At 68.3% G+C, this 12793-nt stretch carries 10 protein-coding genes; 6 read left to right on the plus strand and 4 right to left on the minus strand.

Annotation, left to right across the window (positions count from 1 at the left end):
* Positions 1-270 precede the first annotated feature (270 nt).
* The 4 genes from WME95_RS49685 to WME95_RS49700 all read left to right on the plus strand — a co-directional run bounded on the left by WME95_RS49685 (position 271) and on the right by WME95_RS49700 (position 5344).
* Entirely contained in the window at positions 271-684 is a 414-nt protein-coding gene (locus WME95_RS49685) for a VOC family protein (RefSeq protein WP_437906162.1), read from the plus strand.
* Positions 685-708: 24 nt separating this feature from the next.
* Positions 709-927, plus strand: a complete 219-nt coding sequence (locus WME95_RS49690) for a transposase (protein WP_437911117.1) — start codon at positions 709-711, stop codon at positions 925-927.
* Between the two features lie 677 nt (positions 928-1604).
* On the plus strand, positions 1605-3356 hold the full coding sequence (locus WME95_RS49695) for a hypothetical protein (RefSeq protein WP_437906164.1): 1752 nt from the start codon (positions 1605-1607) through the stop codon (positions 3354-3356).
* 713 nt (positions 3357-4069) lie between these two features.
* Positions 4070-5344: an MFS transporter gene (locus WME95_RS49700; RefSeq protein ID WP_437911118.1), complete on the plus strand. Its 1275-nt coding sequence runs from the start codon at positions 4070-4072 to the stop codon at positions 5342-5344.
* A gap of 1225 nt (positions 5345-6569) precedes the next feature.
* Here the strand turns inward: WME95_RS49700 and WME95_RS49705 are convergent.
* The 3 genes from WME95_RS49705 to WME95_RS49715 all read right to left on the minus strand — a co-directional run bounded on the left by WME95_RS49705 (position 6570) and on the right by WME95_RS49715 (position 9370).
* Positions 6570-6911, minus strand: coding sequence for a hypothetical protein (locus WME95_RS49705; protein WP_437906166.1), 342 nt, complete (start codon positions 6909-6911; stop codon positions 6570-6572).
* Positions 6912-7060: 149 nt separating this feature from the next.
* Positions 7061-7948, minus strand: a complete 888-nt coding sequence (locus WME95_RS49710) for a Kazal-type serine protease inhibitor family protein (protein ID WP_437906168.1) — start codon at positions 7946-7948, stop codon at positions 7061-7063.
* Between the two features lie 903 nt (positions 7949-8851).
* Entirely contained in the window at positions 8852-9370 is a 519-nt protein-coding gene (locus WME95_RS49715; protein ID WP_437906170.1) for an N-acetyltransferase family protein, read from the minus strand.
* A gap of 199 nt (positions 9371-9569) precedes the next feature.
* Between WME95_RS49715 and WME95_RS49720 the strand changes: the two genes are divergently transcribed.
* Entirely contained in the window at positions 9570-10025 is a 456-nt protein-coding gene (locus WME95_RS49720) for a GNAT family N-acetyltransferase (RefSeq protein WP_437548022.1), read from the plus strand.
* 546 nt (positions 10026-10571) lie between these two features.
* On the opposite strand, the gene WME95_RS49725 is transcribed toward WME95_RS49720, so the two are convergent.
* Positions 10572-11486, minus strand: a complete 915-nt coding sequence (locus WME95_RS49725; protein WP_437906172.1) for a pyridoxal-phosphate dependent enzyme — start codon at positions 11484-11486, stop codon at positions 10572-10574.
* Between the two features lie 257 nt (positions 11487-11743).
* Here WME95_RS49725 and WME95_RS49730 point away from each other — a divergent pair, with 257 nt between their 5' ends.
* The gene (locus WME95_RS49730; RefSeq protein ID WP_437906174.1) at positions 11744-12790 is read left to right on the plus strand and encodes a formylglycine-generating enzyme family protein; all 1047 of its coding nucleotides are present in this window, start codon (positions 11744-11746) and stop codon (positions 12788-12790) included.
* Positions 12791-12793 lie beyond the last annotated feature (3 nt).

The raw sequence follows: 12793 nt of genomic DNA on the forward strand, positions 1-12793 counted from the left end.
CCTGTTTCGCCGCCGAGGGCGGCTCTGGTGTGGCCCAACGGGGCGCCCTCCGCCGTCGCGTCGCCCGCGGTGAAGGGCCCGCGGCATCACCGATCGGGGTCGGCGCCTGGCCTGGCGGCGCAGCGCCGCGGGATTCTCCTTCGCTCGCCGCCCTGTTGTCGGGCCCCTCGATGCGCTGCCGCCTGTTTCGGGATCGTGCCTGCGTGCCCGCACTCTGCCAGCCCAACGTTGAATTGACCTGCGGCGCGAAGCGCCGTCAGGTCCAATTCTGTGTTGGGCGGCGCCTGGTCGCGCATCACGGCTCGTGGGAAAAGACCTGCGCGTGTCGGCCGGCGTCTCAAGGAGGTCGTCGCGTTTTACGAGCAGGGCCTCGGCTTGCCGCGCCTCTGCGCGTTCGAGGGACACGCCGGCTACGACGGGGTCGTGCTGGGCCTGTCGGGCTGCGAGTACCACCTCGAGTTCACCCAGCACGAGGCAGGCAGCGCGTGCCCGGCGCCTTCGCGCGACAATCTCCTCGTGCTCTACGTCCCCGATCCTGTCGAACTCGAGCAGGTGCGCGGCAGGCTGGAGGCGCTGGGGCACCACCTGGTTGAGCCCGAGAACCCCTACTGGCGCGACAAAGGGTTCACCTTCGAGGACCCCGACGGGTGGCGGGTGGTCCTCTGCCAGACGGCCGGGATCTGAATCGAGCCCCTGCCCGATGGGCGTATAGCGTACTTGCTGAAGACACCTCGGCGGGGACGCACTCACCGCGTCATCAGTCCAATGGAGTTCATGGCCCGGCTCGCGGCTTTGATTCCTCCGCCGAAGATCCCGCTTGTGAGATACCATGGCGTGTTCGCGCCTCGCTCGTCGTGGCGCTCTCTCGTGACACCCAAACCTCCGGCCCGCGCCGCGAAGTCTGAGCCGTGCGCGGGGCACGGGTGATGCGCCGCATCCTCGATCACCTGAACTTGACCTCGCAGCCCCGAACGGCAGCACCCGCGCGCGATCCAACGTGGGAACCGATGGCGTTCGGGTTCGACGCGGCGTAGGTGGGCACCCGGCCCGAGCCCGTCATGGCGAACGCACGTCGCGGTCGTCGAGCCAGAGCTGCACCCAATGCACGGCGCGCGCTCCCTGCGACGGGGCGAGCGGGTGTTTGATGCGCGATAGACGGGTCGCCCGGCGCCGTTCCCGCGGGGCCTGACACGGGCGAGAGCTCTATGGTTTCCTATCCGCTTCGCAAACGGGTTCGGCTGGTCCACGACCACATTGCCTCGCCCTCCAGTTAACCTAATGCCACAACCACGACGTGGTCGTGCCATCCAGAAATGCCGAGCAACTTTAGCAAGTAAGCGTGTCCCATCAGGCCCCGCGGCTACCGCCATACTACACACGCGTCCAGATTGGGAGCGGGGCCCGATGGCGCGCCGGAGAGGCCGGTAGGCCCCGGCGCGACCAGGTACTTCGCCGCCGCCCAGCCCGAGCACAGGCAAACGGCTATTTCGCCAGCACGGCAGGCGAACTTGGCCCGTCTGGCGCGCGTGCAGCAGCATGGGGGGCACAGGAGGACCATGCCGCCGACTCCCCCGAAGAGGCCAGACGAGCCCAACCCGGCGACCGTGGTGAAGCCTCCCCATCCAGCGACGGTGGCGCAGCCGACGCAGGCGTTGGAGCTGGTGGCTCCGAAGCCGCCGCACCCGGCGACCGTGGCGCAGGCGAAGCCGACGTTCGGGAACGCGGCCGTCAGGCCGCCGCACCCGGCGACCGTGGCGCAGGCGAAGCCGACGTTCGGGAACGCGGCCGTCAGGCCGCCGCACCCGGCGACCGTGGCGCAGGCGAAGCCGACGTTCGGGAACGTTGACGCCAGGCCGCCGCACCCGGCGGCAGCCCAGATGAAGCCCGCTCCGCATCCGGCCACGGATCCAGCGCTGGAAGCGGAGGCGGAGCTGATGGGGCGATGGGCGGCGGAGGGATCGAAATCCTCGGGTGCGATCCAGCTGGCGAGAGCGCTCGTCGCTCCCCCCTCGGGAAACCCCCGGGACCGCCAGCTCTCTCTCATACTGGGGCTGATCCGGAACCGGGGCGGATTCCGTGACAACCTGATCATCGCCAGAGAGGCGCTCCGGATGTTCAATCAGGACGCCAGTCGAGCTATCGCATTCTTGCGCGGTATGTATCGCCAGGCCGGCGCAGGCTCGCTGAGCGAGTCCATGATCGGCCTCGTATACAGCGAATCCAGCAGCCTCGGGTTGAGGCTGCCCAAGCCGAGGCAAAGGCAAATACACAGGCTCGTGCGCGTGAGGCTCACCGCCAGGTTCCTGCCGGTGACACACGCTGGGAACTACGAGAGCTGTCTGGCCAACTATCTGGTCATCAACAAGGTCCTGAATACGCAAGACGATAGACAACGCGCCAAGGCGATCGAAGAGATGCGGGGCAAGGACCAAGGCTTCAACCGCAACAAGGGATACCTATATCTCCCGTTCCTCGACGAGATGACGACCGCGGTTCGATCCTTGATCCCGTACGCCAGATCGTGCGTCGCCGTGTTCAGCATCGAACGCGGCGGCGCCCTGCTGTCCGACCACATCGAGAATCGCATGCTTTTCGATGTCGCGCATCCCCCGCAGTTCTTCAAGATATCGAAGTGGCGAGAGTGGGCCACCAGGCAACACGAATTAGATCGAGGAACGATCGCGGAGAACGTACGAGCCGCGCTGCGCCGCTACATAGGCTTGTACAATGGTAAATCGGTTAGAATTGGCTTTTGCGAGACCATGGTCTCCGGCGATTCCGCAAATCGCGTACTGGAGATGCTCTCGCCCGTGGCGGTGGAATTTTCAAATGTGCAATTCGAAGTCCTGTTGGTCCGCCAGACGCTCAACAGGCGCAGAGAGATCGTCGAAAACAAGGCGATCACGATCGCCAGCGACAGTGAGCAGATCAACTACTCTCAGTTTTCGCCGAAAGGCAAGCTAGATCCCAAAGTATACAACCAGTTCCACATACGACTGGCCTCGGTTCGCTGGATCCCCGGAGAGGACGTCGACTACCTCACGCGCGACCGAGAGAACGGCGGCAACTTCGACAAGCGACTGATCGTCTTTGATGGAACGGACGAAGTTACGCTGTGTGCGATCGAGATCGAACACGACGGATCGGCGCGCCAAGCGTTGAGCCAGCTGATCGCCGAGGGCTCGGCGAGAAGACTCATGAGAGCCGCCGTCGAGCAATACGAGAGAATTCTCGACTCCATCCGACGCGGCCGGCTGACAATCGCCGGACTAGCGGCTCACCTCGCGCAATCCCCACAAAACGCGCAACTCGGCCAGCAGGTACTGGACAAGCTAGGGTTCCGCCTGAAGGAGTAGCCGGAGCGGTCGATCTCCGCGAGGTCTTCAAGTCGATATTTCCCGGCGGCCTGACCTTTGAGCCGACGCGCACGCCAGCCCAATCCCGCCAGGTCTGGATGATCAGCGGTGAAGCTGATTTGCAGCCGAAGATCCCGCTTGTGAGATACCATGGCGTGTTCGCGCCTCGCTCGTCGTGGCGCTCTCGCGTGACACCCAAACCTCCGGCCCGCGCCGCGAAGTCTGAGCCGTGCGCGGGGCACGCGCCTCTGCCCGCCGCGCCCGCGCCCGCATCGCCCGCGCCCGCGTCGCCGTGCGCTCCGCCGGCGCTCTCAGCGAGGTCGCTCGCGCATGCCGAGCCCACGGTGCGAGTCGAGCCGACCCTGATCTCGGTCTTGCACTGGGGGCGGCTGCTCGAAGGGGAGTTGTTCGCAACGACGGCTCGCCAGGCGTCGTTCCCGCGGCGCTTGAGACGCGCGAGAGCTCTATGGTTGCCTATCCGCTTAGATGGCTGTTCCGCAGGAGTAGCCGCTCCGCGGAGCGGCGACACGGCAACCCACAGCCAAGCGCATGTCAACCATCGCATGCAGCGTGGCTGTACGATTGGACGGCCGCTACGAGAGGAACTTGACTTTCGGATCGAGTTTGGATTTCTTGGCCTATCGAGAGGATTGGAGGATGGCATGCAGCACGCAGGGGGCGCAGCCCCGGACATGGGCCCCGCGGCCCCGGACATGGGCGTCGCGACCCCGGACATCGGCGCCGCGACCCTGAAGCGGATCACCCGTGGCCTGATGCCGCTCTTCTGCCTGATGTACCTGATCGCGTACATCGACCGGCAGAACGTCTCCTATGCCAAGCTGGAGATGGTGGGCGCCCTGGGCCTCACCGAAGCCGCATACGGCCTCGGCGCCTCGCTGTTCTTCCTCGGCTACTTCCTGTTCGAGGCGCCGGCCAACCTGATCCTCGTCCGCGTCGGCGCCGGGGTCTGGTTCAGCCGGATCATGGGCACCTGGGGCCTCGTCACCATCGCGCTGGGGTTCACCCAGAGCCCGGCCATGTTCTTCGTCCTGCGCTTCCTGCTGGGCGTGGCGGAGGCCGGCTTCTTCCCGGGCGTGCTCTACGTCCTGACCCTCTGGTACCCGCATGCGCACCGCGCCCGCATGATCGGCGCCTTCATGATGGCCAGCGCCGTGGCCAACGCGGTGGGCTCGGTCGTCGGCGGCGCGCTGCTCGATCTCGACGGCCTCCTGGGACTGGCTGGCTGGCAGTGGGTGTTCGTGGCCACCGGCGCTCCCGCCGTCCTGCTCGCGCCCTACGTCCTCTGGCGCCTGCCGAGCCACCCCGAGCAGGCCCGCTTCCTCACCCCCGACCAGAAGGCCTGGCTCGCCAGGACCCTCGCCGCGGAGCCCCGCCAACAGGCGGAAGGCTCCCCCTGGCGGGCCTTGCTGGACATACGAGTGATCGCGCTCGCCGGCCTGTATGTCGGCTTGCCGCTCGGCGCTTACGGCCTCAGCTACTGGCTGCCCACCCTCGTGAAGGGCTTCGGCGCCTCGAACATCCAGAACGGCTTCATCAACGTCATCCCCTGGGTCTTCGTCGCCTTGGCGCTCTGGTGGGTGCCGCGCCATGCCGCCCGCAACGGCGTCAGCGCCTGGCACATCTCCGGCCCCATGCTGCTCGGCGCCGTCACCCTGGTGCTGAGCGTGGTCGTGCCGGGCGCAGCGCCCAAGTTCGCCCTGCTGTGCGTCGCCGCCGCCGCCATCTTCGCCGGCCAGCCGGTGTTCTGGAGCGTGCCCCAGAAGCTCCTCGCGGGCCCGCACGCCGCCGCTGGCATCGCCGCCATCAACTCGGTGGGCAACCTCGGCGGCTTCGTGGCCCAGAACGTGGTGCCGCGCATCTACGACGCGACCGGCAGCCAGCTCGCCCCCATGCTGTTTCTGGCCGGCTGCCTGCTCATCGCCGGCGTCAGCATCCGGGTGCTCGTCCCCCGGCTGGCAGGCTGGTAAGGCGCCGGCGGATCAGGCCTGGCGGCCGCAGGCCGCCGCCAGCATCCGCAACTTCTACCCAGCGTCCGCAAGGCCAGCAAGCGAATGTCGCGTGGCAGTGCAGTGGGCTCCGTCCGCGTGGCGGAGAGAGCGCTGACCTCGCCCGCGTCGCGCGGACGGTTCATGACGCAGTGATGGTGGTGCCGTGCGGCCTGGACAGGCCAAGCCGATAACCACGGTCCTGCACCGCAAACTCGCCCGGAAGGAGCCTCGACCAACACGCGCCCTGCGCGGACGCGCGTGGCGAGGTGTCGCCTGGCCCTTTCCCGTTCGCTTCACGCGGTGCAGGACTTCTACGCACACCCGAACTGGGTCGAGCTCGGCGACGACGTCCTCGTGGACCAGTCGCTCACCGTCACGAGGAGCTCAACAAAGACAAGAGCACATTGCCCGGTCGCGCGGCGCAGCATCGAGCGGAGAAGCCGCTCGCGATCCGACAGACACGCCATGAGTGGTGCCGACTCGATCAGCTCGCTCACGATGCGTGGGCGATGCCGGAGCTCGTGTCCGCGCAGAATCCGGAGCAGAAGGTCTGCCCATCATCGCAAGCGGGCAAGCCGCCGCCCCCGCCGGACGTCCCCGTGCTCGTGGCGTCGGAGCTCGCTGGATAGCTGTCCTGTGCCACATCGGCCGCCATCTCCGACAGTGCCGGCCAAGGCCAAGACAGTTCGGTTTCCGCGGATCTCCGCACCTGTCCTATCCGGGCGCCTCGTCAATGCGGCGTGCTACCGTCGGCGCGACCTTTCTCTCCCCTCCGGTGCTGGCACCAGGCCGAGCAGCCTCCCTTTCGCCTCGTGAACGATCCGCGCCGCCTCCTCATCCCCAAGGGCGACGGCGCGGTTCAGGGGGCCGGCGAGCGAGGCAACCACGAGGGCCCGAGGCGACGCGTCGGCCGACGCGAGCTCCCCAGGCCCGAGGCTTGACGCTTGGGCCCGGGTTGAGCCCATGCCTGCCGAGGGGGTGCGATCCGTCGTCACGCTCCCCCCATATCCCCAGGGAAGCGACGGATCGCACCGGTTCGCCCCCGCGAAATCATCCCGCCAGAAAGCCGCTCGATGGCGAGCGGTCGCCGAAAACAGCAGCGATTTTAATAGTTTCCGCCTTTTACGCCGCCGCGGGTGGCTTCGGTGTGGCCCAACGGAGCGCCCTGCACCGCCGCGTCGCCCGCGGTGAAGGGCCCGCGGCATCACCGTACGGCCACGATGCACGCGCTGGTTGACATAGAGAACCTCACGCGATCCGCATCCCTCGAGAAAAAGCGACGCTGTATCAACAATTCGGGGCTCGGATTGTCGATGCCCGGCGTGGTGCGGCCCACCAGATCCACGAGCTCGTTCGGCGGTGCGCCCTGGTTCGCCTGATTCTGGAGTTCGACGTGCATTGCGCGGTGCGCATCGCAGCGGATGACGGCGGTCGACGACCCGCGCGCGAGAGGCTCGTGCGGTACTGCTCCCGCCCGGCCTTCGCACTCGATCGAATCGAGCTCCTGCCCGATGGGCGTATAGCGTACTTGCTGAAGAGTGCGCACGTGGGAGGCGGTTTCGCGCCTCCTTCAGCGCGGTGCGAGGCGCAGTCGGCCCCTCGATTCAGGGGCATCGAGGGGCCGACGCCCTGCTGTGCGTCGATCGGATCATCCGCTCCACCGCCGGTATGGCAGAGGGTGTCCAAAGCGCCCTCTCACAGGCGCGCGTCGCAGGCGCCGCGCGACGCCACCGACACCCCCGCCGCGTTCGCGGTGCAGGCGTTGCTGTACGTCCGCCCGTCGCAGCCGCAGACCGGGGCGTACACATGGAGGCAGGCCTGCGGGGTGGGCTCGCACGTGCCCATCTGATCGCCCGCGCCGCACTGGGCCTCCGGGCTGTAGTCGCAGAAGAACCCGCGCTCGCACGCGAGGCCGGCGATGCCGCCACACGCCTGCTCCCCGACATCCCCGCACTCGCCGGACGACGCAACCGACACGCCCGCCGCGTTCGCGTAACAGGCGTTGCCATACGTCTTCCCGTCGCAGCCGCAGACCGGGTCGTACACGTCCAGGCACGCCTCCGGGATGCGCTCGCAGGTGCCCGTCTGATCGCCCGCGCCGCACTGGGTCTCCGGGCCGTAGTCGCAGAAGAACCCGCGCTCGCACGCGAGGCCGGCGATGCCGCCGCACGCCTGCTCCTCGGGAGCCCCGCACGCGCCGAGCGACGCCACCGACACGCCCGCCGCGTTCGCCGCGCACTCGTTGCCGTACGTCTTGCCGTCGCAGCCGCAGACAGGGTCGTACTCCTTCGTGCACATCTTCGGGATGGGCGTGCAGGCGCCCCACTGATCGCCCGCGCCACACATGGCATCGATCTCGTAATCACAGAAGAAGCCGGGCTTGCAGGTGAGGCCGAGCAGGCCGCCGCAGAGGGCCACCGAGATGGTGCCGCCTGCCCTCGCCTCCTGCGCCTCGGAGGCGATCGGCTCGACGGCCTCGTCGGCCACCTCCACCTGACAGCCCGCGGCGAACGGGGCCATCGAGAGCGCGAGCCAGAGCGCGGAGGCGAATCGATGATTGTTGATACGACGCTGAACGTTCATGATGTCTCTCCATGGGGCCGCGCCGTTCCCGGCGAGGCGGTTGCAATGCACGAGCACTTCCCTCCGCGGCGGCGACATCCGCAGCGTCGAAGCGAAGGATCGACGCGTTGCTCGACGCGGCGATCGCCGTGTCGAGGAGGCCTCGGCGACGCGCCATCGGGGGTCCGTCGCCGTGTTGCGGAGGCGTGGTTCCCTTGGCAGGAGTCGGGCCACGCGGCTCTTGCGGGGTTCACGCCTCTCCGCGGTCCCCGGGCGGTCCGGATCGGGCAGGGGCTTGCTCAAATGGGCGAGAGCTTGCGCAACTTGCGCGACAGCGCCCCGCAGGGGACTCCGGCCCGCGGTTCTTGGTAGGGAGCGATGCACCGCCGCCTTCCCCGCCGCCTCCTGCGCCGCCCTCACCGCGCTCCTCAGCAGTTGCAGCGCCACGCCCGACGCCGCCTCCCCTGACCAGGCCCCCGCGCACGGGCAGCACGGCGCCGGTCCAGCCGGTCATGCCGGCGCTCACGGCGGGCACGCCGGCCGCCACGGCGGCAACGCCGGCCACCACGGAGGGCATGGCGGGCACGCCCACGGCGGAGGACCGCTCGTGCACCGCTTCGAGCGGGCCGACGACTGGGTTCCCGCGTTCGAGGGCCCCGAGCGCGACGCCAGGCAGAAGCCCGCGGAGGTCATCGCCGCCATGCGGCTCGCCCCCGGCATGCGCGTCGCCGATCTCGGGGCCGGCACGGGCTACTTCCTGCCGCACCTCTCGCGCGCGGTCGGGCCGACCGGCGCGGGACTGGTAGTTGCATCGCCGCACTCAGAACCACGCAACGTCAACGTTGGCGATTCGCAGTGGCCGGCACCTCCCATACAAGCCAGAACGCAAGAGTATCGTTCTAGAGAGCGCGCAAGGTTCGCGCTTTACGGACCAACCCACAGAGCCATGTAAACGTCGTCGAGATACTCGTTCGGACCGATCTTCAGCCGCCTCGTCTTACGCCCCTCTTCGACGAACCCGAGCGATCGATAAAGCGCGATCGCGGGCTCGTTCGACGAGCGCACCTGAAGCTCGACTTTTTCAACGCGCGGGTTCGACCGCGCCCAGCGCAAGAGCGAGTTCATGAGGGCTCTGCCAACGCCTTGGCGTTGATGGCCTTCGTGAACGGCGATCATCAGCCTGACGACGTGCGACGTCGCGGCAAGTGAGAGCGGTTCCAAGAACGCATGCCCGACGACCGTGCCCGCGTGTTCGGCGACGAGATAGGTGCCGCCGCAGCGATCGTCGAGCTCGACGATCTTCTTTCGAAGGTCGTCGTCGACGATTTCGTCGGGCATCGAGGCGAGCTTCCCCGGAACGCTCGCGATCGCGCGCTCGGCTGCCGCGAGCAGCGGCGCGTCCTCCGGCCGTGCTTCTCGGATCAAAGGCACATCGAACCCCATGACGTTCTCTTATCACCCGACGGGGCCGGTTGCAGACGCCGTCGCGCGGAGAGCTCTTCCGCTCGCAGCACATCGCGAGGTCGGGAGCCCGTCGCTAGAATGCCGAAGCCATGCCCTTGCGCCAGCAGACACCGCCCGGCGGAGACCGGCGCGCCGCCGTCCCCGGCGCGCCCGGTCGGCTCGCCTGCCTGAGGTCCCCGTGATCCGGGCCGCTCGCCCCGAGGAGGCTGAGCTCCTCGGCGCGCTCGCCCTCCGTTCCAAGGCGCACTGGGGCTACACGCGCGAGTTCATGGAGGCGTGCCGCGCGGAGCTCTCGATCTCGCCGGCGTACGTGGCGCGGCATCCGACCTTCGTCCTGGTGCGCGGAGACGAGGCGCTCGGGTTTTACACGCTCGAGGCCCTGAGCTCGACCCGGGTGGAGCTCGGCCACCTCTTCGTCGAGCCGGAGGAGATCGGGCGCGGTCATGGCCGCGCGCTCCTGGCGCACGCGCGCGACGAAGCGCGGCGACGCGGGTACCGCGTCCTCGTGATCCAGGGCGATCCGAACGCCGGGCGATTCTACGAGGCCTGCGGCGCGCGGCGCGTGGGCGAGAAGGGCTCTGCCAGCATCCCTGGCCGGCTGCTCCCGCTCTTCGAGCTCGACCTGTCGCGCTGACGCGCCGCCGCTCGCGCTGGCCGAGCCTCCACGATATCGGCAACGTGAATCGATCTCCGGATCCTGTTCGTCCTCGATGGCGTGTCGTACTGGATGTTCGGTCGGCCCGGGGCTTGGTCTCCGTGAACACGGAGAGCAGGCGTCGGAGACGCGGCGACCCAAGGGCTCAGCTCGTTCACTCGATCGGGCGCGAACAGCTGTCTTGTGCCACATCGGCCGCCATCTCCGACAGTGCCGGCCAAGGCCAAGACAGCTCGGTTTCCGCGGATCTCCGGGCCCGAGGCGACGCGCCGGCCGACGCGAGCTTCCCAGGATCGAGGCTCGCCGGTTGGGCCCGGGTTGGGCCCAACCCCTCCGACGGGCAGCGATCCGTCGTCACGCCTCCCTGAAATTCGGGGCAAAGCACCGGATCGCGACGGTTCGCCGCCGCGGAATCGTCCCGCCAGGATTAGAGTCGACGCTCACCTGAGCACGCCCACCAAGCGCCCAACCAAGTCTGGGTGACGGACGTGACGTACATCCCCACCGGCGAGTGCTGGTGTTTCATCATCTCAAGAAGAGATGATAGGCCGCATTCTTCGTTTCTTCGATGAATGGATAACCGAGGTCGGTGAGAAAACGGTCGAACTCGTCGTATTCCGGCTCCGGGACCTGCAAGGCGGCGAGGACTCGCCCGAACGCGGCCCCGTGGTTGCGGTAGTGGAACAGGCTGATGTTCCAGCGCCCGCCGATGTGCGTGAGGAACTGCATCAGCGCCCCGGGGCGCTCCGGGACCTCGAAACGTAGGAGCCGCTCGTTCGCTGTCGGGGCGCGCCCGCCGACCATGTAGCGCACGTGCAACTTGGCCATCTCGTCCATGCTGAGGTCGATCTCGGGGTACAGATGCTTGATATACGCGCCGATACCGGCGATCAGCCCGCCGCCGCCCACGGGCACGAAGATGGCGTCCAGCGACCCGCGATGCTGGCGCATGATCTCCAGGGCAATGGTGCCCTGACCCGCGATCACGTCCGGGTCGTCGTACGGGTGCACGAAGGTCAGCCCCTCGCTCGCTTCGAGCGTCTTGGCATGGGCGTAGGCTTCATCGTAAGAATCCCCGATCAGCTCGATCTCCGCGCCGAGCGCGCGCACGGCGTCGACCTTGATCCGGGGAGTCGTGGTCGGCATCACAATGCAGGCGCGGATGCCGAGCCGCTGGGCGGCGAGGGCCACCCCCTGCGCGTGGTTGCCCGCCGAGGCGGCGATCACGCCGCGCCCCTTCTCGGCCGCGCTCAGCGAGGAGATCTTGTTGTAAGCGCCGCGCAGCTTGAAGGAGAAGACGGGCTGCAGGTCCTCGCGCTTGATCAGCACGCGGTTGCCCAGGCGCGCGGAGAGCCGCGGCGCATCCTCCAGGGGGCTCTCCTGGGCCACGTCGTAGACGCGGGCGCGCAGGATTCGCTCGAGATAACCGCTTGGTGCCATTTGGGCGGCGAAAGCTACGGTCCTCGGCGCGCATCGTCAACTCGTTCGTGGAACACCCCTCAGGGCATCTCTCCGGCGACCGCGCGCTCTGCTCATTCGGGCGCTACGGCCTCGAGGCCGTGGATGTCGGCCCTTGATCCACCTCGCGCGTCCTGCGGCCGAGCCGCGCCCGCGCGCGTCACACGAGGATGCCCCTCCGACCATCCAGCAGCGCTCTATTGATTCCTGGCTCTCGCCTCGATAACAGAGATACGAGCATGAGGAAGCGATCTGCGCGGTGGTCCTGGGTGGCGCTGTGCCTGCCGGGCGTCGGGTGCACGACGATCGTCGGGCTGGACAAGCCCTACCATCCAGTAGAGGAGCACGGCGGCAGCGGTGGCGGCGGCGGCGGCGGCGCCGACGGCGGCGGCGGCCGTGGTGGTGGTGGCGGCAGCGTGGAAACCGGCAGTCGCTGCGTCGGGCTGCCTGCGACGTGCGGGCCGGCGGAAGACGAGAGCTGCTGTGCGAGCGAGCTGGTGACCGGCGGCACGTTCAACCGGAGCAACGACCCGGCTTTCCCGGCCACCGTGAGCGACTTCCTGCTGGATCGGTTCGAGGTCACGCTGGGGCGGTTCCGCGCGTTCGTGGACGCGTATCCCGGGAGCCGGCCCGCCGTGGACGCGGGCGCTCACCCGAGGATCGCGGGCAGCGGGTGGTACGCGACGTGGGACGAACATCTGCCGGCGGACAGAGCGAAGCTCCTGGAAGGGCTGCTCTGCGATTCGGAGGGCACGGCGTGGGTGTGGACGGATGAGCCCGGCGCGAACGAGCGCCTGGCGATGAACTGCGTGAGCTGGCACCTGGCGTTTGCGTTCTGCGCGTGGGACGGCGGCCGGCTGCCGACAGACGCGGAGCTGGGCTACGCGGCGGCCGGCGGCGCCGAGCAGCGTCCATATCCGTGGTCCGCCTCGCCGGACGATGTGGCCATCGATCCGGACCACGCCGTCTATGCCTGCAATGGTAGCGATGCGGCGGGGTGCGTGATCGAGGACGTCCTTCCGGTCGGATCGAGGTCACCGCAGGGAGACGGGCTGTTCAAGCAAGCGGATCTGGCGGGGGGCGTGTGGGAGTGGGCGCTGGACTGGCACGCGGATTATACGCCCGACTGCGTGGACTGCTCCGTAACGACGGGCGGGACGGAGCGGGTGATGCGCGGCGGCGGCTGGCGCAGCGTCCCGGAGGCGCTGCTCCTCTCCACCCGCGATCATCGGGTTCCGACGAACCGCGCAGCCGGCATCGGGGTCCGGTGCGCGCGGGATCCGTGAGCG

Source organism: Sorangium sp. So ce327 (genome assembly GCF_051530205.1).
Lineage (GTDB): Bacteria > Myxococcota_A > Polyangia > Polyangiales > Polyangiaceae > Sorangium > Sorangium cellulosum_B.

What these genes read in the sequence shown, in the direction of transcription:
- WME95_RS49710 (WP_437906168.1), bottom strand. Translation starts at nt 7,948, where the DNA reads ATGAACGTTCAGCGTCGTATCAACAATCATCGATTCGCCTCCGCGCTC.
- WME95_RS49730 (WP_437906174.1), top strand. Translation starts at nt 11,744, where the DNA reads ATGAGGAAGCGATCTGCGCGGTGGTCCTGGGTGGCGCTGTGCCTGCCG.
- WME95_RS49700 (WP_437911118.1), top strand. Translation starts at nt 4,070, where the DNA reads ATGGGCGTCGCGACCCCGGACATCGGCGCCGCGACCCTGAAGCGGATC.
- WME95_RS49725 (WP_437906172.1), bottom strand. Translation starts at nt 11,486, where the DNA reads ATGGCACCAAGCGGTTATCTCGAGCGAATCCTGCGCGCCCGCGTCTAC.
- WME95_RS49715 (WP_437906170.1), bottom strand. Translation starts at nt 9,370, where the DNA reads ATGGGGTTCGATGTGCCTTTGATCCGAGAAGCACGGCCGGAGGACGCG.